Annotated in this window: 20 protein-coding genes; 10 read left to right on the top strand and 10 right to left on the bottom strand. The window is 45.1% G+C overall.

The annotated features are described in order from the left end of the window. Positions 1 to 14 precede the first annotated feature (14 nt). From arsC to R7M72_RS11020, 3 genes are read left to right on the top strand one after another with little or no spacing between them, the layout of a single operon-like run. Complete coding sequence (gene arsC / locus R7M72_RS11030; protein WP_005380410.1) at positions 15 to 365, top strand: arsenate reductase (glutaredoxin); 351 nt, start codon at positions 15 to 17, stop codon at positions 363 to 365. Beyond that, entirely contained in the window at positions 366 to 935 is a 570-nt protein-coding gene (gene wrbA / locus R7M72_RS11025; RefSeq protein WP_005380409.1) for an NAD(P)H:quinone oxidoreductase, read from the top strand. Positions 936 to 957: 22 nt separating this feature from the next. Further along, positions 958 to 1,398: a DUF2069 domain-containing protein gene (locus R7M72_RS11020; protein ID WP_318056172.1), complete on the top strand. Its 441-nt coding sequence runs from the start codon at positions 958 to 960 to the stop codon at positions 1,396 to 1,398. Between the two features lie 140 nt (positions 1,399 to 1,538). Here the strand turns inward: R7M72_RS11020 and R7M72_RS11015 are convergent, their stop codons facing one another. Further along, on the bottom strand, positions 1,539 to 2,747 hold the full coding sequence (locus tag R7M72_RS11015) for a DUF2066 domain-containing protein (RefSeq protein ID WP_318056171.1): 1,209 nt from the start codon (positions 2,745 to 2,747) through the stop codon (positions 1,539 to 1,541). A gap of 365 nt (positions 2,748 to 3,112) precedes the next feature. Between R7M72_RS11015 and R7M72_RS11010 the strand changes: the two genes are divergently transcribed. Then, positions 3,113 to 4,366: a uracil-xanthine permease family protein gene (locus tag R7M72_RS11010; RefSeq protein ID WP_005389855.1), complete on the top strand. Its 1,254-nt coding sequence runs from the start codon at positions 3,113 to 3,115 to the stop codon at positions 4,364 to 4,366. 116 nt (positions 4,367 to 4,482) lie between these two features. Here R7M72_RS11010 and upp read toward each other — a convergent pair whose 3' ends face one another. After that, positions 4,483 to 5,109: a uracil phosphoribosyltransferase gene (upp, locus tag R7M72_RS11005; protein ID WP_005380401.1), complete on the bottom strand. Its 627-nt coding sequence runs from the start codon at positions 5,107 to 5,109 to the stop codon at positions 4,483 to 4,485. A gap of 179 nt (positions 5,110 to 5,288) precedes the next feature. Here upp and purM point away from each other — a divergent pair, with 179 nt between their 5' ends. Beyond that, positions 5,289 to 6,329, top strand: coding sequence for a phosphoribosylformylglycinamidine cyclo-ligase (gene purM / locus R7M72_RS11000; RefSeq protein ID WP_005389861.1), 1,041 nt, complete (start codon positions 5,289 to 5,291; stop codon positions 6,327 to 6,329). A gap of 151 nt (positions 6,330 to 6,480) precedes the next feature. Then, a complete protein-coding gene (gene purN, locus R7M72_RS10995) occupies positions 6,481 to 7,137 on the top strand; it encodes a phosphoribosylglycinamide formyltransferase (protein WP_318056170.1) in 657 nt (218 codons plus the stop codon). 389 nt (positions 7,138 to 7,526) lie between these two features. Here purN and R7M72_RS10990 read toward each other — a convergent pair whose 3' ends face one another. Together R7M72_RS10990 and lpcA are read right to left on the bottom strand one after the other, a co-directional pair. After that, complete coding sequence (locus R7M72_RS10990; RefSeq protein WP_005380394.1) at positions 7,527 to 8,372, bottom strand: class II glutamine amidotransferase; 846 nt, start codon at positions 8,370 to 8,372, stop codon at positions 7,527 to 7,529. A gap of 50 nt (positions 8,373 to 8,422) precedes the next feature. Next, the gene (lpcA, locus tag R7M72_RS10985; protein WP_005380392.1) at positions 8,423 to 8,998 is read right to left on the bottom strand and encodes a D-sedoheptulose 7-phosphate isomerase; all 576 of its coding nucleotides are present in this window, start codon (positions 8,996 to 8,998) and stop codon (positions 8,423 to 8,425) included. A 376-nt stretch (positions 8,999 to 9,374) separates the two neighbouring features. Here lpcA and fadE point away from each other — a divergent pair, with 376 nt between their 5' ends. After that, positions 9,375 to 11,819 carry an acyl-CoA dehydrogenase FadE gene (fadE, locus tag R7M72_RS10980; protein ID WP_005385392.1) on the top strand — a complete coding sequence of 815 codons (2,445 nt, stop codon included), beginning with the start codon at positions 9,375 to 9,377 and terminating at the stop codon, positions 11,817 to 11,819. A 202-nt stretch (positions 11,820 to 12,021) separates the two neighbouring features. Continuing rightward, on the top strand, positions 12,022 to 13,797 hold the full coding sequence (locus tag R7M72_RS10975) for a SulP family inorganic anion transporter (RefSeq protein ID WP_005380390.1): 1,776 nt from the start codon (positions 12,022 to 12,024) through the stop codon (positions 13,795 to 13,797). 73 nt (positions 13,798 to 13,870) lie between these two features. Here R7M72_RS10975 and R7M72_RS10970 read toward each other — a convergent pair whose 3' ends face one another. The 5 genes from R7M72_RS10970 to dnaQ all read right to left on the bottom strand — a co-directional run bounded on the left by R7M72_RS10970 (position 13,871) and on the right by dnaQ (position 17,556). Then, positions 13,871 to 14,281 (bottom strand): GNAT family N-acetyltransferase, encoded by a 411-nt coding sequence (locus R7M72_RS10970; RefSeq protein WP_005391824.1) that lies wholly within the window; start codon positions 14,279 to 14,281, stop codon positions 13,871 to 13,873. Between the two features lie 84 nt (positions 14,282 to 14,365). Then, positions 14,366 to 14,758, bottom strand: coding sequence for a DUF1353 domain-containing protein (locus tag R7M72_RS10965; protein WP_137282304.1), 393 nt, complete (start codon positions 14,756 to 14,758; stop codon positions 14,366 to 14,368). A gap of 51 nt (positions 14,759 to 14,809) precedes the next feature. Beyond that, on the bottom strand, positions 14,810 to 15,367 hold the full coding sequence (locus R7M72_RS10960) for a hypothetical protein (protein WP_213972451.1): 558 nt from the start codon (positions 15,365 to 15,367) through the stop codon (positions 14,810 to 14,812). Between the two features lie 207 nt (positions 15,368 to 15,574). Then, a complete protein-coding gene (locus R7M72_RS10955) occupies positions 15,575 to 16,825 on the bottom strand; it encodes a TIGR03503 family protein (RefSeq protein ID WP_176311132.1) in 1,251 nt (416 codons plus the stop codon). 8 nt (positions 16,826 to 16,833) lie between these two features. After that, positions 16,834 to 17,556, bottom strand: coding sequence for a DNA polymerase III subunit epsilon (gene dnaQ / locus R7M72_RS10950; protein WP_005380385.1), 723 nt, complete (start codon positions 17,554 to 17,556; stop codon positions 16,834 to 16,836). A 59-nt stretch (positions 17,557 to 17,615) separates the two neighbouring features. Between dnaQ and rnhA the strand changes: the two genes are divergently transcribed. After that, complete coding sequence (gene rnhA / locus R7M72_RS10945) at positions 17,616 to 18,080, top strand: ribonuclease HI (protein WP_005380384.1); 465 nt, start codon at positions 17,616 to 17,618, stop codon at positions 18,078 to 18,080. Here the strand turns inward: rnhA and R7M72_RS10940 are convergent. Continuing rightward, positions 18,077 to 18,823: a class I SAM-dependent methyltransferase gene (locus R7M72_RS10940; protein ID WP_017636046.1), complete on the bottom strand. Its 747-nt coding sequence runs from the start codon at positions 18,821 to 18,823 to the stop codon at positions 18,077 to 18,079. The genes rnhA and R7M72_RS10940 overlap by 4 nt on opposite strands. 37 nt (positions 18,824 to 18,860) lie before the next feature. Here R7M72_RS10940 and gloB point away from each other — a divergent pair, with 37 nt between their 5' ends. After that, on the top strand, positions 18,861 to 19,619 hold the full coding sequence (gene gloB / locus R7M72_RS10935; protein ID WP_005380380.1) for a hydroxyacylglutathione hydrolase: 759 nt from the start codon (positions 18,861 to 18,863) through the stop codon (positions 19,617 to 19,619). Positions 19,620 to 19,737: the final 118 nt, after the last annotated feature.

Raw genomic sequence — 19,737 nt, 5'->3', positions numbered from 1 at the left:
AAATGGAGAAAACCATGTCAGTCGTGATTTATCACAACCCTCGTTGCTCAAAGAGCCGTCAAACACTTGAACTGCTTGAGCAAAATGGTGTTACACCGGAAGTCGTCAAATACCTAGACACACCACTTAACGTGGATGAACTAAAAGCGCTGTACGCCCAGCTTGGCTTTTCATCTGTACGTGAAATGATGCGCACTAAAGAAAGTGAATATAAAGAGCTTGGCTTAGGCGAAGACTCCGTCAGCGATGAGCAATTATTCGAAGCAATGGCGAAGAATCCAAAGTTGTTTGAGCGTCCGGTTGTCGTTGCTAACGGCAAAGCAAAAATTGGTCGCCCACCAGAGCAAGTGTTGGATATTTTATAAATGGATTGCCAGATCCTTATTTTGTATTTCAGCCGTCATGGCTCGACAAAACAACTGGCAAGACAAATAGCAAGAGGAGTCGAATCGACTCCTCAATGCCAAGCAATTTTGCGTACAGTTGAAGAATTGTCACCTCACTCACACTCCCCTTCTGATCCAATTGTTACTCTAGAGGAACTAAAAACGTGCGACGGTCTAGCGTTTGGCAGTCCCGTCTGGTTTGGCAACATGGCTGCGCCTTTAAAGCACTTCTGGGATCAGACTACATCTTTATGGGTCAGTGGTGACTTAATCGATAAGCCTGCTTGTGTCTTTACCTCTTCGTCCTCGATGCATGGTGGTCAAGAAACAACGTTACAAAGCATGATGACCCCTTTATTGCATCACGGGATGATGGTTTTGGGCATTCCTTATTCCGAGCCAGAGTTACACACTACGCAGTCCGGAGGCACTCCGTATGGCGCCAGCAGTGTAGGCCATGAGGCAACCCTAAGCAGTGAAGAGATTCGCCTGGCACAACAATTAGGCAAAAGGCTGGCAACTGCAGCGTTAAAACTAAAAGTCTGTTAGTAAAATCAAGGATAGTTAATCGATGTCTGACTCTTTAGACCAAACACCACTCGGTACACAGGCTAAAACCTATCGTTACCTGGCTTTATTTGGCAACTTAGCCTTATTAGCCTGGGTCGCTATTTGGCAGCTTGCGTTATCCCCTCACCCTCACCTCAGCAGCACAACACTTGCTATTGCTTGGTGTATTCCGCTACTACTTCCGTTGCCTGGTATTTTAGCTGGTAAGCCTTACACTCATGCTTGGGCTAACTTTGTTCTTATGCTGTATTTCTTGCATGCGCTGACCATCCTTTATGTGGATGGGGGTGAACGCTGGCTTGCGGCAGTGGAGCTGATACTGACTTCACTCGGTTTCGCTGGCAATATTTTGTTTGCTAGAGCGAGAGGCAAAGAGCTAGGTCTTACGTTGAAACGCCTCTCTCAAGTAGAAAAAGAAGAAAAAGCGAAATTCAATAAATAACGCCAATCGCAGTCAATCACTGATCATTGGTTCGAATACGAATTTAGAAAACAAAAAGAGTCGCTATTGCGACTCTTTTTTATGCTTACCACATTGGTCTTTGATCCTTGCGTTTCACGCCTGGAACGCTACCAAGGCGATTACGATTCCGAGCGCCACTCGTAGATCAAGTCATACTGTTCTCGGACAGGCTCCACAATCATCGGCTGAGTTGGCTGTGTTTCGTCACTTGCTTCTGCCACAACATTTACTGGTACTTCAGGCTGCGCTTCTTTTGGCGTCGCGGCGTCTTTTGCTTCATTACTCTGAACCAATGGCTCTTCTTCTTGAGTTGAAGCTGGGGCATCAACTTCACCTAAAGGATCTTCAAAAACCATTAATTGAGAAATAGAAGAAGCTTCTTTCTCAAAAGCTTGTTGTGATGCCAAAAGGTGGATGTTGAGCGTTAACTCGTCCCCTTGAACACGCTTAATCTCTGTACCCGCAACCGAATTAAGTTGTTTTAACGCATTCTCTAAACGGAAGAAGTCCGTGGCAGAGGTTACATTAAGGACTTTCACTGCTAGCGCTTTTGAAGACTTTCCTGAAACCACAACTGCACTCTTACTTGCATAGTAGTCTGCGATGCCATCCACCATTTCTGCAATAGCATTAGCACCTGATGCAGACCCGCTGCGCGGAGAACGTTGCGCTTCTACAATTCTCGTTGGCGACTGGTCGTAGAGTGTCCAACGAATTTGTTCACCTTGAGCTCGTACAACCAAAACGGCGTCAGCTGGGTAGCGCTGGCTGGCTTGACCAATTGGCTCAATAAAGCCGCCCCAAAGATCAGAGACATTAACACCGGTTACATCATCAAAATCCCCAACCGGGATAGTGATTGGTAGGCCTCTTAATTTCGCTGCGCTACGAAGTGCTGCAACATTTGAAGATTCAGAATGCTCCCACGCAATGTTACGATCGTAACCCTGTTCTTCAACCATCCAAACTAAAATATTGGCACGATTTGGCGACCAAGATGGCAATTGTGCTTGTGTTAAAAGAGAGCTGATTTGGTCGTTGTTAAACAACATTTTTAGGCTCGCTTTTCCATCAACCTGCCCATAGCTCAGTTGAGAAATGTAACGCGCACTTGAGCTAAGTGCCTTTTTAATCACTGGATTGCTTAAAGAGGATTGAGAACCGGTCGCTCGAACAATCACATCCTGCATACCTTGTTGACGAGCCAAAGACTCACCGTCGTTCTGCTCACTGTCGATAACCACTTCGGCACGATAGATATCCACCTGAGTTAATGCATATACTGGTAGGGACAACCAACCTATCAGTAAGAGAGCTAAATAGCGCATAGTTTTTATAATCCTCTGAACAAGAACCCGAATAATAAGCAACTATCAAACCTTGAGCAAGGTAAGTACTGAGTAAATTGTCTGTATTATGACCAGCTTTGTTAACTCGGGCCTCAACCAGCGCTTCAGTGCTATTTTTTATAATAAACTCATTGCTTATTAAGCTATCTCAACAAGTTAGGCTGTCTATTTTTCATCTTCACGCAAGACACGTAAAAGAGGACAATTTGCAAGCAAGCAACTCTCAAAAGTGCTATTTATGAGAAAAATTCAATCGAAAGTTTGATCTATGCAACATTGCAAACGATTGCAGGATGATAGTATTCGCCGGATTTGTCTGCGTATCTTGAAAATAGGGAATTATTATGAAAAACGCGTTACAAGGCGCTCAAATGCTCTTTGTCGCTTTTGGTGCTTTGGTGCTTGTGCCGCTCCTAACTGGCCTTGATCCAAACGTAGCCCTCTTTGGTGCCGGTGTCGGTACTCTCCTCTTCCAGTTAATGACTAAACGTTCTGTTCCCATCTTCCTTGCCTCTTCTTTTGCGTTTATTGCTCCTATTATGTTCGGTATCCAAACTTGGGGTATCGGTGCAACGATGGGCGGCTTGATGGCAGCGGGCTTAGTTTATGTGGCTCTAGGGGCGATGATCAAAGTGCGCGGTGTTGGATTTATCCATAAAATTCTCCCGCCTGTTGTCGTTGGCCCTGTGATCATGGTTATCGGCCTTGGCCTTGCCCCAACAGCAGTGAACATGGCGGTAGGTAAAACTGGTGATGGAGCTGCACAGCTAGTTAATGGTGATGCTGCGATCATTATCTCGGCGGTCTCACTGCTCACAACCATTGTACTCAGCGTTTTTGCAAAAGGCTTTTTGAAGCTCGTTCCTATTGTTGGTGGTATTCTTGCTGGTTACTCTGTTTCTCTATTCTACGGTGTGGTTGATTTCACTCCCGTAGAACAAGCGGCTTGGCTAGCCATGCCAAACTTCACCGCGCCAGAGTTCAATATCAACGCAATTTTGTTCATGATTCCTGTCGCTATCGCACCTGCGGTTGAGCACGTAGGTGACATGCTTGCTATCTCAAACGTTACAGGTAAAAACTACCTGAAAAAACCAGGCCTTCACCGCACAATCGCAGGTGACGGGGTGGCAACTATCGCAGCTTCGATGGTGGGTGCTCCACCAAACACCACTTACAGTGAAGTAACAGGAGCGGTAATGCTAACCAAAGCATTTAACCCTGTGATCATGACTTGGGCAGCAATCACCGCAATCGTACTTGCATTGGTAGGTAAGCTAGGTGCGGTTCTTCAAACGATTCCAGTTCCTGTTATGGGCGGCATCATGATTCTGCTGTTCGGCTCCATCGCAACGGTAGGCCTCAACACACTGATCAAGAATAACGTTGATTTACATAAGTCTCGTAACCTAGTGATTGTTGCCGTAACACTTGTGTTTGGCATTGGTGGTATGGCTTTCGGTATTGGTGAGTTCAGTCTACAAGGTGTGAGCCTATGCGGTATCGTGGCAATTATTCTTAACCTTGTGCTACCAAACGATTTAGGTGAAAACCACGTTGTGGATAACGCACAAATGGAAGAAGAAAGCGCGAAATAGTTCGTTTGCGCCGCTTTATTAGTTGGCGTGTCTTACTCTTCTCCTCTTGTAGATACAAAAAAGGCTTGGTTTTCACCAAGCCTTTTTCTGTTCAGTCATAGTAATACATCAAAGAATTACTTAGTACCGAAGATCTTATCACCTGCATCGCCTAGACCCGGAACGATGTAGCCTTTGTCATTAAGCTTCTCATCGATTGCCGCAGTGTATAGCTCAACATCTGGGTGTGCTTTTTCTAGCGCTTCAATACCTTCTGGTGCAGCAACAAGTACTAGCACTTTGATTTGGTTACAACCTTTCTCTTTTAGGAGATCGATCGTAGCAATCATAGAACCACCTGTTGCAAGCATTGGGTCAACAACAAGCGCAATACGCTCCTCGATGTTTGAAGCAAGCTTGTTGAAGTAAGGAACTGGCTCAAGCGTTTCTTCATCACGGTAAATACCCACAACACTGATACGTGCGCTTGGCATGTGCTCAAGAACTCCATCCATCATGCCTAGACCTGCACGTAGGATTGGCACTACGGTTACTTTTTTACCTTTAATCTGGTCTACTTCTACCGGACCGTTCCAACCATCAATGGTCACTTTTTCTGTTTCAAAGTCTGACGTTGCTTCGTAAGTAAGTAGGCTACCGACCTCAGTCGCTAACTCACGAAAACGTTTTGTGCTGATGTCACCTTCTCTCATTAGACCAATTTTATGTTTTACTAGAGGGTGCTTTACTTCAACAACTTTCATGTCCATCTCCGGCTATAGTTGGCAATATTTAAACAAACCTTCAGATTATACATGATTTTCACAGGGATATCAGGATAAATCACTAAAGAAAAAAACAGACGCAAACGTTTGCTATCTATGTTTAAGCACTGTTAGAATAGCGCCGTTTTCATATCCAACTTAATACCGAGGACTTCCCTGTGAGTGGTAACAACTCTTCTCTTAGCTATAAAGACGCTGGTGTAGATATTGATGCAGGCAACGCGCTTGTGGATCGTATTAAGGGTGCGGTAAAACGCACTCGTCGCCCTGAAGTTATGGGTGGTATCGGTGGTTTTGGCGCGCTATGCGAATTGCCAACTAAATACAAACAACCTGTACTGGTTTCTGGTACTGATGGCGTTGGCACAAAACTTCGCCTAGCACTGGATATGAACAAGCACGACACGATTGGCATCGACCTAGTGGCAATGTGTGTAAATGATCTTATCGTGCAAGGCGCAGAGCCACTGTTTTTCCTAGATTACTACGCAACAGGCAAACTAGACGTTGATACCGCAGCGGATGTTGTTTCAGGTATCGCAGAAGGGTGTGTTCAAGCAGGTTGTGCCCTAATTGGTGGCGAAACTGCGGAGATGCCGGGCATGTATGAAGGCGAAGACTACGACGTAGCTGGTTTCTGTGTTGGCGTAGTAGAAAAAGAAGACGTGATTGACGGCACGAAAGTCGCTGCTGGTGATGCACTTATCGCTGTTGGCTCAAGCGGCCCACACTCAAACGGTTACTCCCTTATCCGTAAGATCCTAGAAGTATCTGGTGCAGATAAGAGCGAAGAGCTAGCAGGCCGCACTATTGGTGAGCACCTACTAGAACCAACAAAAATTTACATCAAGTCAGCACTTAAGATGATTGAGAAACACGACATCCATGCGATTTCTCATATCACTGGTGGTGGTTTCTGGGAAAACATCCCACGCGTACTGCCTGAAGGCACGAAAGCAGTTATCGATGGTAACAGTTGGGAATGGCCAGTTATCTTCAAGTGGCTACAAGAGAAAGGCAACGTCGACACACACGAAATGTACCGCACATTCAACTGTGGTGTAGGTCTAATCGTCGCACTACCGAAAGACCAGGCAGACGCAGCAGTTGCTCTTCTTAAAGAAGAAGGCGAAAACGCGTGGGTGATTGGTCAAATCGCACAAGCAGACGCGAACGAAGAGCAAGTTGAAATCCAATAATTTGCAAATCGAGCTCAAAAGATAAGAAGAATGAGGACACTAGATGACTAGGTCCTCATTTTGCTATCTAGAACACTAAAAACCATTCTATTAGTAGGTAGTTTAGAAGCTACATAACTCCAACCTACAATACCAAGGCGCTCTCGACATCATGAAAAACCATACCCTAAAAAACTTTGTGGTCCTCATCTCGGGTAACGGAAGTAACCTGCAAGCTATCTTGGAAGCTTGCGAAGACAGCATGCCAAACGCACGAGTGGCAGCCGTGTTCTCTAACAAAGCAGATGCTTTTGGTTTAGAACGTGCAAAAAAGTTTGATGTAGAGGGTCACTTTGTCGACCCTAAAGCATTCAGCTCGCGTGAAAGCTTTGATGCAGAGCTAATGAGTCAAATAGATGAATACCAACCAGACGTGATTATTCTTGCTGGTTACATGCGCATTCTGAGCAGCGCATTTGTTTCTCATTACATGGGTAAGATGATCAATATCCACCCTTCTCTTCTGCCAAAATATCCTGGGCTACACACACACCAGAGAGCAATTGATGCTAGCGACAAAGAACATGGTACGAGTGTGCACTTTGTAACGGAAGAGCTTGATGGTGGCCCTGTCATACTGCAAGCAAAAGTTCCTGTGTTCGAAGACGATGATGCTAGTGTACTTGCGGCACGTGTTCAGGCGCAGGAGCACCGAATCTACCCTATGGTGGCTAAGTGGCTGGTAGACGAGCGGTTGATCATGAAGGATGGTAAAGCCTATTTAGATGGCGCAGAGCTTGGCGTACATGGGTACGCCTCAGATGAGTAGCCCTGAATAATAAACTCCAAGCACAAAAGAGCAGCCTGAGGGCTGCTCTTGGTTGTTTTAATACTTATAAACTTGATTCAAGAAAGCCGTAGTGAGACTAGAAACCTAAAACCCAACATTCTAAAAAATCCCATAACCACTTGAGTAACATAACACTCGGAAAGTAGATTCTGAATCTGGTTCGTTCTTCACCGTTCAGACTGACGAGGTGTTTTATGAGAAATTTCTATCAGTTACGTCTTTACAGCAAGCCTTAGCGAGACTAGGACTCTACTACCAGCACTCTAGAAAGTAAGAATGCTCATCCGTATCCGCCCTCGGTTTAAAACGCATAAAAATAAAGCTCGCGATTAAGCGAGCTTTATTTTTATATTCAGAGTAAGAGACCATCACTCTAACGGTTCGGTTGGCGCTTGATTGCCCGGCTTAGCCGCCGCAAACGGCACATTTACCAGTTCAGAGGCATTATTTTTGACTAGTTCACCTAGGTGAAACAAGCCGTATTCGCCAGGTTTCATACGCTGCCAAGCTTCGTTGCCCGTCAAAGGTTGAGTTGCAATCACAGAAACGATGTCGTGTGGCGTTGTTTCTTCTTGGAAGTTAATTTCCACATCTTCATCAAGCAACGCGGCTTTTCCAAACGGTGCGCGTCTTGTGATCCAATACAAATGATTGGTGCAATACGTCATTACATACTCACCATCACTCAGAAGCATGTTAAATACACCCTTCTCTCTTAGCTCATCACAACATTTAGCAACATATAAGAATACCGACTCCATATCCTTTGGTGGCTCAGGATATCGATCTTCCATTTGCTTCAATAACCAGCAAAATGCCAGTTCACTATCTGTTTCACCGACAGGTCGATGTCGACCTGTATGCAAGTCTTGATAGCCAGAGAGCTGACCGTTATGCGCAAACGTCCAATACCTACCCCACAGCTCACGTGTAAAGGGATGAGTATTTTCTAAATTAACACCACCACGATTCGCCTGTCGGATATGACTAACGACCGCACGACTTTTGATGGGATAATTTTGTACCAACTCTGCTATTTTAGACTCACAACTTGGCTTGGGATCTTTGAAGGTTCGAAAGCCCTTCCCTTCGTAGAAGGTGATCCCCCATCCGTCACGGTGTGGGCCGGTTCGGCCTCCACGCTGCATGAGCCCAGTAAAACTGAAACAAATATCCGTTGGAACATTAGCGCTCATACCGAGCAATTCACACATGGTTTAAAAAACTCCCTAACAACACAGCTCGAAACGGTGGCCGTAAACGATTATTCCATCTCTTTTTCGATCAACTGAATGATGATATGAATAATCTTAATATGAATTTCCTGAATGCGGTCTGCATAACCAAAGTGTGGCACGCGGATTTCAATATCTGCAAGGCCTGCCATTTTGCCGCCATCTTTACCTGTTAGCGCAATCGTCTTCATGCCTTTCGCTTGTGCTGCTTCAATCGCTTTCAGGATGTTACCTGAGTTACCTGAAGTCGACAGACCAAACAGTACGTCACCTTTTCGACCAACCGCTTCTACATAACGTGAAAACACGAAGTCATAACCAAAGTCATTACTCACACAAGAAAGGTGGCTTGGATCTGAAATAGCAATACCAGCATAGCCAGGACGATTTTCTCGGTAACGGCCTGTTAGCTCTTCGGCAAAGTGCATTGAATCACAGTGAGAACCACCGTTACCACATGACAATACTTTACCATCTTGTTTGAATGAGTCAGCAATCATTTTCGCCGCTGCTTCGATTTGCGCAATGTTATGGTCATCGCTTAAAAATTTGTTGAGCACTTCAGCAGCTTCGTTTAATTCACTTCTAATCAGATCATGGTACATAAGACGTTCTCTTTATTATTTCGGCTTCAGTCAGCTCTTGACTCACTGAGCAAATTGTTCTGATACCAATTTGGTATCGGACATTTCATAAACCTGAACTCGGGTTTGATTACTCTGAGTTTACCCACAAACGAGAATTAGTGTCGATAGTGAACCAACAGATTTAGATTAGTGATGGTAATAAACTTGTCAACTTGCTCATGAAACCATCACTCAAATCTCAACTTTAGAATTTTAACTCTACTTAGATCACTTTTTATCCAATCTTATGTTTTACATTTCCTTAATATTTTGATTACACTTAAACCAACTGGTTAGACCTCTTACCTAACATACAGACGTACAAAACTTATAAAGTCTGAAAAGGAAAATACATATGGACATCTTGCTCTCAATCATCACGATGGCGATCGTGCTAGGCATTACGCTCTACCACCGCATGTCTCTCGTGAAATCTATTAGCTTACTCACCGCAGCCATGCTGGCTCTTACAGTAGCTGGTACTGTCGGCGTTATTGGTTGGGCTATTTACGTTCTCGCCGCAGCTGTGCTCGCGGTTCCTGGCGTACGTCAGTCTTTAATTAGCCGCAAAGCGTTAGTGCTTTTCAAGAAAGTGCTGCCAGCTATGTCTCAAACCGAAAAAGAAGCGTTAGACGCAGGTACCGTCTGGTGGGAAGCCGAACTATTTAAAGGCAAACCAGAGTGGCAAAAGCTACACGCAATTCAAGCACCTAAGTTAAGTGCGGAAGAACAAGCCTTTTTAGACGGCCCTGTGAATGAAGTGTGCGCCATGGTGAGTGATTTCCAAGTGACCCATGAACTCGCGGACTTACCGCCAGAAGTTTGGCAATACCTGAAAGATCATAAGTTCTTCGCCATGATCATTAAGAAAAAGTACGGTGGTCTTGAGTTCTCAGCATACGCGCAATCACTAGTACTACAAAAACTAACGGGTGTTTCTGGCGTTCTATCGTCTACCGTTGGTGTTCCTAACTCTTTGGGTCCTGGTGAACTACTGCAACACTACGGTACTGAAGATCAGAAAAATCATTACTTACCGCGTCTAGCTGAAGGTAAGGAAATCCCTTGTTTCGCCTTAACGAGCCCAGAAGCGGGTTCTGACGCTGGCTCTATTCCAGATTACGGTGTGGTCTGCAAAGGCGAATGGGAAGGAAAAGAAGTACTGGGTATGCGCCTGACTTGGAACAAGCGCTACATCACCCTAGCGCCAGTCGCAACGGTACTAGGCTTAGCATTTAAACTTCGCGACCCTGAAGGTTTACTTGGTGACAAAGAAGATCTTGGCATCACTTGTGCGCTTATCCCAACTGATGTCAAAGGTGTTGAGATTGGTAACCGACACTTCCCACTCAATGTGCCATTCCAAAATGGTCCAACGCGCGGTAAAGACATCTTTGTTCCTATCGATTTCATTATCGGTGGCGAAAAAATGGCGGGCCAAGGTTGGCGTATGCTGGTTGAGTGTCTGTCGGTTGGACGTGGTATCACGCTACCTTCAAACTCAACAGGTGGCATCAAAACTGCAGCAATGGCAACCGGTGCTTACTCACGTATTCGTCGTCAGTTCAAACAGCCTATCGGCCATATGGAAGGGGTTGAAGAACCATTAGCACGCTTGGGTGGTAATGCTTACGTGATGGATGCAGCAAGCAACTTAACCGTTGCGGGTATCGACTTAGGTGAAAAGCCTTCAGTAATCTCAGCTATCGTGAAGTATCACTGTACGCACCGCGGCCAGCAAAGCATCATCGATGCAATGGACATCGTAGGCGGTAAAGGTATCTGTATGGGACCTTCTAACTTCCTAGCTCGTGGTTACCAAGGTGCGCCAATCGCAGTAACGGTTGAGGGTGCTAACATTCTAACACGCTCAATGATCATCTTTGGCCAAGGCGCAATCCGTTGCCATCCGTACGTTCTTGAAGAAATGAACGCGGCGTATTCTGAAGCAAGTAATGCTGTCGAGAAATTTGATAAAGCGCTTGCTGGTCACGTGAGCTTTACAATGAGTAACCTAGTGCGCAGTATCTGGTTTGGTTTGAGCGATGGTCTGGGCTCTTCATCACCAACCAAAGATGCAACCAAGCGTTACTACCAACAATTGAACCGTTACAGTGCAAACCTTGCTCTGCTATCGGATATCTCAATGGCAGTGCTAGGTGGCTCTTTGAAGCGTAAAGAGCGTCTATCAGCACGTCTTGGTGACATTCTAAGCCAGCTATATTTGAGCTCTGCGACGTTGAAACGTTTTGAGCAAGATGGCCGTCCAGTCGAAGATTTACCATTAGTACACTGGGGTCTACAAGACAGTTTGAAACAAGCGGAAGTGGCAGTAGATGAATTCTTAGCAAACTTCCCGAACAAAGTAATTGGCCGTGCGCTACGCGTATTAATCATGCCATTTGGTCGCGTACGCAAAGCACCAAGCGATAAACTAGACAGTAAAGTGGCGCGCATTCTACAAACGCCAAGTGCAACGCGCTCACGCATTGGTCGCGGTCAATACCTTGAACCAACCGAGCACAACGCAGCAGGTAAGATTGAACTTGCACTATCAGTCATTCTTCAAGCTGAGCCTGTGTTTGACAAAGTATGTAAAGCGCAGGGTAAGCGTCGCCCATTCTTACGTTTGGATATGATTGCTCAGGAAGGGCTAGAGCAAGGCTTTATCACGCAAGAAGAAGCCGATCTACTCAGAGAAGCGGAGCAGCATCGTCTAGATACAATCAACGTTGACGATTTTGAGCCGGAACTGCTTGCCGCAAAGCCGCTATACCCTCAGATGGATAGTGTCGCGTAACTCTAGAATCTGAGATCACAAACGGGAGTATCAGCTCCCGTTTTTTATTGCTTCCAGAATCGGATTCATAACACCTCACACTACAAAGCCCCCCTGCGCAATAAAATCCTCGCACTCCAATCTTTTCCCCGATTTCCAGTGATAACTAACTCACAGACGTTCCAACTAAGCGGTGTATACTTTAAGTAACTCACTCACATATATGGTAAATCCGTTGGCTAAAATATTACTCGCACAGTGGTTCCCAGGGCTTGTTCAGCTTAAGCATTATCAAAAAGAATGGTTTGTTAACGACTTTAGAGCCGCCTTTTCTGTTGTCGCGGTTGCACTGCCAGTTGCCATAGCTTACGCACAATTAACTGGTGTATCCGCAATTGTCGGTCTGTATTCGTGTGTACTGCCAATGTTGGTTTACGCCATGATGGGCACATCTCGACAACTCATTGTCGGACCCGATGCAGCAACCTGTGCAGTGATTGCTGCTGTTGTGACACCACTTGCCGCAGGTGACCCCACAAAACATTGGCAGTTGGTTATGACCATGACAGCGATGACGGGGATTTGGTGTGTACTGGCAAGTCGTTTCAAGCTAGGGGTATTTGCAGATTTCCTTTCTCGTCCGATTCTTTTGGGTCTACTCAACGGTGTTGCTCTCACAATTATCGTTGGTCAGTTTGCGAAAGTAGTCGGTTTGAAATACGAGCAACGTTATTTACTGGAACGTTTATGGGAAGCTCCACAACGATTAACCGATCTTCATTGGCCTACTGTAACTCTGAGTATCGTGACAGTTGTCGTTTATTTGCTCACCAAACGCTACCGACCAACTTGGCCTGCTGCCATGCTGGCGATCCTCGTAACTACTGCGTCAGTTTGGTTTTTCCATTTACAAGAGATGGGCGTATCGGTTGTCGGACTCACTCAAGGTGGCTTCCCTCAGTTTCAAACACCGGAGTTTGAGCTAGGTGAAGTTCGTGAACTAGTGGTCCCGGCTCTCAACCTTGCGATTGTCAGTTTTGTTAGCATGATGCTCACCGCCCGCAGTTTCGCTGCTAAAAACGGTTATGATATTGATGCTAATAAAGAGTTTCAGGCGTTGGGTTTTGCCAACATTGCCTCAGCGTTTTCGCAAGGTTTCGCGATAAGCGGCGCTGACTCACGCACAGCCGTCAATGATGCAAATGGCGGTAAATCTCAATTAGTTTCGATTGTCGCCGCAATCACCATTGCCATTATTGCGGTATTTATTTACGAGCCTTTGCAGTTCATCCCTATCGCTTCACTTGGTGTTGTATTGATCATTGCGTCCCTATCGCTGCTCGATCTTAAAGCAATTTGGAAATTAAAATCTCGTGACAAAGATGCATTTTATCTGGCCATCATTACTTTTATTTCTGTGTTGATCGTGGGTGTAATACCGGGGATCACTTTGGCGGTATTGCTAGGGCTGTTTCAATTTTTACGGATTGTCATGCGACCGAGTGATCAGCTACTTGGCTTGGATGAAAAAGGTACCATTCGGACCATCGACGACTCAGGAAAAGCTTCGCCTATTCCTGGAATGGTGATTTACCGCTTTAACTCACCGCTAACTTACTTCAATGCTCCTTACTTTAAACGTAGAGTGTTAGAGCAGGCAGAGCATCACAAAGACGCAAGTTGCGTTGTCATCGACGCCGTATCGAGCTTTACTCACTTGGATCTCAGTGTGATGGCCACTCTGGCAGATATTCACAATACTTTGAAAAAGAGAGGCGTACGTTTAATCCTCGCAGGAAGGAAACGACGTCTTCGTCAATGGTGTGAGCTTACTGGTATCAGCACCAGTGAAGGAGGCATCTTACTGCGAGCTGATATGTACCTTGCCATTAAACTTAGTGGCTGTTACATCAGTGCTGTGGGTGAGGGACAGATTCCTACTGTTCAAAAAGAGCCTGATTTAGAGCAGCCACCCAAACCAATTCCAGAAGTGGCTTAAATAGAAATTTAATATAGAAAACAGGAAATTAAACTCCTGTTTTCTAGTGCTTATCTTCACAGCTGAATACGTGTTATGCCTTTGGCTTAAACTTTTTTGTCATCCCTTGGCTTTTAGGAGCCACCAGCCTATAACCAAGCTTTTCGTAAAAAACTGGTTCATCAGCAATCATAGAAACGTAAGAGCCTTCAAGTGCAACAGAAGAAAGATAACCGTCGATGTATTCCATGACTTTTCTACCTAAACCGTTACCTTGATAATCAGAATCAACGGCAACGTCGACAATTTCGAAGTTACACGCCCCGTCACCAACAACCCGACCCATTGCAATGAGCTTTCCTTCATCCCGAACAGATACGCCATATAACGAATTGGGTAGGCCAATTTCAGCAGCTTTCAACGATTTGGGTGATAGCCCGGCTTTGATACGCATATCACAGTATTCTTTCGGGCTTGGCACATGCTCTTCATATCTTATTGTCATTATGTACGACTCCTTTGTATCACCTTGGAGCTTACATAACTAAACTGTATAAATAAACAGTTAAACGTTAGAAAGATGTTCCCATTAAGCACACAAAGTATCGGGTCTAGAAAAGAAGCCACCGACAACTCTGACGCCATAATAGATATAAGTTGCTCTGAAGCTAGACATTCCTTTTTCTAAACACGTTTCTCTCAACAACGTATCCGCATGCTTTCGAGCACTTTGAGGCAACACCTCTTCCCTCATGAGTTGGTAAAGAGCATCATGCACTAAAGAAGCTTTCATAATGTTTTTTGTGTCTAACGCTGGCCCACTCGCTCCATCCCATGCATAGCCCTTTTTAATCGTTAACACGCCTTGTTTGGACAAACTAAGAAAAGGGCTGTCATACGCCTGACTCACTGAAATGTGCGTCTCAATCTTTTCTTCAGAATGGAGAGTGTATTTATACTTCTGACGCTTTTTGTATTTCATAACCTAACCGCCTAGCTAACTTCAGTGGGAGGAACGGAGATGACTCTCAAATTAGAGTTTCTTAGAGAGTTTTTTCAAGTAGGACTTAGCAAGCTCATGGTTATCTCTGCTCAACCACTTAATACAATCAAAGAGTTCCCAGATCAGGCCTTGATCACCACTGGTATAAACTGGGAACTCTTCATGCTTTGGCGCAGGTTCATCAGTAACCATGCCCGCAATCACATCAGCTTTATCAAATAAAGTCTTAAATGGCTTAGAAAGTTTGAAGGGGTCACAGAGATCTAAACAATGAATCTCTGCACTGGTTAGGTCATTAAAAATGTATTTTTTGAAACACGCATTTTCGTTGTGCTCTCCCTCAAGGCGATAAAAAATGTCTTTATTAGCTTCAAACTGGGTAAAGCAAGGCGCTGAGGCTTTATGGAAGTTGTTTTGAGTAAATACAACAACATCAGCGTCCGAAATACGGTCACCTTGTCCTGATGACAAGGAGCCAAGCAATACCGCGGCAACAACGTCTTTTTCAGAATAAAAGGCATCATAAGCTGACTCAACCAAGGCCTTTTGTCGTGGTAAATGTTCTAGTCCTAACTCTCCAATTGTCATAACTCACTCCGTCTATACGCACTAAAATCAAGTCGAAACGTAAACAGTATCATGCGAGCTTTATTATGATTAATCAACGTTAAATCATGGTGTTACTTTAAAATAAAATGATTAATGACCATGAGAAACATCAAACTCTGTCTCAAACTTAAACTGAAAAAAACGGAGCCGATTGGCTCCGTTTCTCGCTTTATGTGTGTGTTACTACTATTTCTTTGGTACTTCTAATTGCATCTCTGGCATGGCATCGCGCTTCGCTTTAATTTTGCGCCAGACTATCCATGCAATGATCACAATCAGCAGCATTATCACATTACCCACCGCAATAATAATCATGCTGCGCTTACGCTCAGCCTCCCGCTCAGCGATAATTTGCTTTTCCATTTCAATACGACGCTGCTCGGCTAATTCAGCTTCTTTTGCAATTCGAGCAGCTTCTAGATCAACTTCATCAACAACACTGAAGGTTTGCTCTGGGATAGGAAACGCCAACGAGCGCTGGGTTGCAAAATCAGTGGCAAAGATCTCGCCGCGCCAGGCGTACTTACCAAGTTCAGAATCGTTATTGAGGTTCAACGTAACTCTCATTCCATCTTTAGAGACCTGTCCTTGGCTGTAACTAATGAAACCATCGGGAGCGTCCTTTTTCACTGTGACTGCTATAGAGCCTGGTGCAATCATACCTTGCTCGCCACTCACCACTAATTGGTGTGGCTTATCGGAATTACGAGCCTGAATAAAAGTACGAGAGATTGGGTTCGGATAAACCAAGATGACTTGTTCTTGCGCTCGTAAGAATACGCCATTGCCAGACGTGATGCGCGCGCGGTACTTACCAGGCTCAACGTCTATTGGGAGCTGAACCGTAAACACACCATCCCCTGCTTTTTCATCCAAGCCTCGGCCGTCATCAGAAAACTCACCCACAACCATCGGCACTGGACGTGCTTCTTTGATCAGCTCATCTTCATTTTCGACAAACTTGGTAAATGTCACGCGCAGATTCACGCGATCAAGGAAGTCGCGCAGTACAAGAGGTTTGCCGTCGGAGGTCAGGCGAGCTGTAAACTTAAGCGCTTCCCCATTATATAATCGGTTTGGGAACAGATCCGTACTGAGCTTTAGGTGAGAAATTAAGCGGATGTTATTTTTAGGCGTAACTTTCCCCACAGCCTGCCATGGACCTGGCATAGGGTTATCAACGGAAATAATATCGAGTGAGGCTTCTTGATACCAACGTACATTGTCGTAAGAGCCCCAAGCATAGTATTTTTTACCGTCAGGACGGACTAAAACAACTGGCTGAGAACTTTGCTCACGATAAACCAAAAACGTGATCTGCTCGATGGTTGGATCAACTCGAAAGCGATTGTCTAACAAAGACATTGTAGATTCACTCGCAGCACTCGAGAGACTACTCCATATCGCTAAAAACGCGACCAACAAAGCCCTCAACATAGCTTCTCCTATTGATGCCAAATACAGTCGTTCACCAACTCTAATCTTTTTTGGTGAGCTTCTAGTTCATCGGCACTTGCGCGCAAAACCTTTAGCGCTTTTCTTCCTTCAATACGACGAATGGTTTCTACTCCACCCTCTTGTTTATTCGCGTTAAATTCTAGACTCGTTTGACCACCCGTCATAAAGAGGTAAACGTCGGCTAGAATCTCCGCATCGAGCAAAGCTCCGTGGAGAGTACGGTGCGAGTTATCAATACCGTAACGTTCACATAAGATATCAAGGTTGTTTCGCTTACCAGGGAAGATTTTCTTCGCCATAGCAAGGGTGTCGGTCACCTTGCAGTAGTCGTCCGTTTTGCCGATGTTAGGATCGAGCATGCCAAACTCGTAATCCATAAAGCCGGTATCGAAGGGCGCGTTGTGGGCAACAAGTTCTGCGCCTTTAATAAACTCAAGAAACTCTTGGTGCACGCTCGCGTATTCCGGTTTATCAACCAAGAATTCATCCGTAATACCGTGAACTTCAACCGCTTCTGGTTGGATTTCACGATCGGGTTTTAAATAAACGTGGAAGTGACGACCAGTCAGCTTACGGTTGATGATCTCCACGGCACCGATTTCAATAATGCGGTGTCCCATGTAGTGAGGACCACCCTCGCGGTTCATACCTGTGGTTTCGGTATCGAGAACGACAATGCGGTTATATTCAGAATTGCTGCTGGTATTCATAAGGTTATGTATGTCAGACTATGCTTTATTAAATGTTTCGGCTAATAGTACCAAAAAATATGACCAAACACGTTGAGATTTTCACTGACGGTTCTTGTTTAGGTAACCCAGGACCAGGTGGTTACGGCATAGTATTGCGTTACAAAGACGTAGAAAAGACACTTTCCAAAGGCTATACGTTAACTACCAACAACCGCATGGAAATGTTGGCGGCTGTCGTCGCGCTGCAGACGTTAAAACAACCTTGCAAAGTCACTTTAACGACTGACAGCCAATATGTGCGCCAAGGTATTACTCAGTGGATCCATAACTGGAAGAAGCGTGGTTGGAAAACAGCGGATAAAAAACCCGTGAAGAATGCCGATTTATGGCAAGCTCTAGACAAAGAAACCGCACGCCATCAAGTTGAATGGCATTGGGTAAAAGGCCACGCAGGCCATCGTGAGAACGAAATGTGTGATGAGCTAGCCCGTACTGCTGCAGAAAACCCAACTGAGGAAGATACAGGTTACCAACCCTCTTAGCGAGATTCTTTCCTCATAGTGTTACCCTCTCGATTCATCACCCCAAGTGGTGTGAGCTTTTTCTTCAAGCGCCAATGCGGTTTGATAGGCTTGAGAGGGTATGTCCGTTTCCGCGCGACTATGTAATACAAACTCCCAGCGGGTGATGCCCAATCACCAAGACTATTTTCCAACCATGTCCACATCGTACGGTAACGTTTCATCGGAAACAGCGCATAACGATCACAATGAATCACTTGATAATTAAGTAACCCTAACCAATCTTTGATGCGGTTCGACGTAAACATTCGTCCACTCCAAGGCAAATTATGTTTACGCCATGGAAGCAAACTCGCTAATCCAGTCAAGCTTAATGGGTTGAATCCAGTAATAATTACATAGCCATCATCCATCATCACTCTATCGACTTCACGCAACAAACGGTGTGGATCGCTTGCATAGTCGAGCTGATGAGCGAGTATCACAACATCAAAGCTTTTTTCCAAAAAGGGTAATTCGTAACCATCTGCAATCACATTATGCAACGGGTTCTGGATATCTACGTTGACTTGGTGTTGAATGTTACAATTACAGCTGGTTAGCTCACAGCTCAACCCGCCCAGTTTGAGCATATGGTAGCCGAAGAGTTTCGGGCACCATTCATCAAGTCGGGTCTGGATTGACTCAAGCACCCACGGACCGTTGTTCATTGCTGACCAAGTCGACGGGTGTGGTATAGTTTTGTTGCTGAGTGCTGGTTTCATTAACCACCTGACTAAAATGGGTGACGGAGAACGAATCGTGTTAGAGATCAAAAGCATACCCGCATTTAATGATAATTACATCTGGCTGATACAAAATAGCGATAAGCGCTGCGCAGTCGTTGATCCGGGCGATGCGAAGCCAGTATTAGAATTTCTGCAGGCTAACGAATTAACTTTAGAAGCGATTTTAATTACGCACCACCACAACGATCACATTGGTGGCGTTCCAGACTTAGTGCGTGCATTTCCTAACGTCGCCGTTGTGGGCCCAAAATCAGAGCCAATTCCAACCCTAACGACACCAATGGAAGAAGGCGACAAGCTAGAGTTGTTTGGTGAGATTTTCTTAGTACTTGGGTTACCCGGTCATACTTTGGGCCATATCGGTTACGTTGGGGACGGAAAACTGTTTTGCGGTGATGTGCTCTTTTCTGCTGGCTGCGGTCGTATTTTTGAAGGTACGCCTGAGCAAATGTTTGAATCACTGAGCAAACTAACGTCTCTACCAGAAGAAACTCAAGTCTTCTGCGCACATGAATACACGGCGAGTAACGTGGCGTTTGCTCTAGCGGTTGAACCTGACAATGAGCAACTTCGCCAATATCGCGACGATGTAAACCGACTGCGAGCACTCAACATTCCGACACTTCCAACAACAATACGCAAAGAAAAGTGGATTAATCCGTTCTTGCGAACCTCTAACCCTGACGTGGTTCAATCTGTTGCTAGTCGCATTAAAAATAGCGATCCATGCTCGGTTTTTACTGCTTTACGCGAGTGGAAGAACGAATTTTAACCATTTTCTGCTTGTAAGTTTGCAAGACCCCAGTATTATCAGGGACTGATTTTTCGAGAAGCGCCACTGGCGCTTCTCTTACGTTTGGGGTTGATATAAATCTATTTGAATTTCTCCC

Source organism: Vibrio sp. YT-18 (assembly GCF_033337345.1).
In the GTDB taxonomy this organism is placed as follows: Bacteria; Pseudomonadota; Gammaproteobacteria; order Enterobacterales; family Vibrionaceae; genus Vibrio; species Vibrio alginolyticus.
The sequence above is the reverse complement of the archived record's forward strand: the minus strand, read 5'-3'. Positions and strand labels throughout refer to the sequence as shown.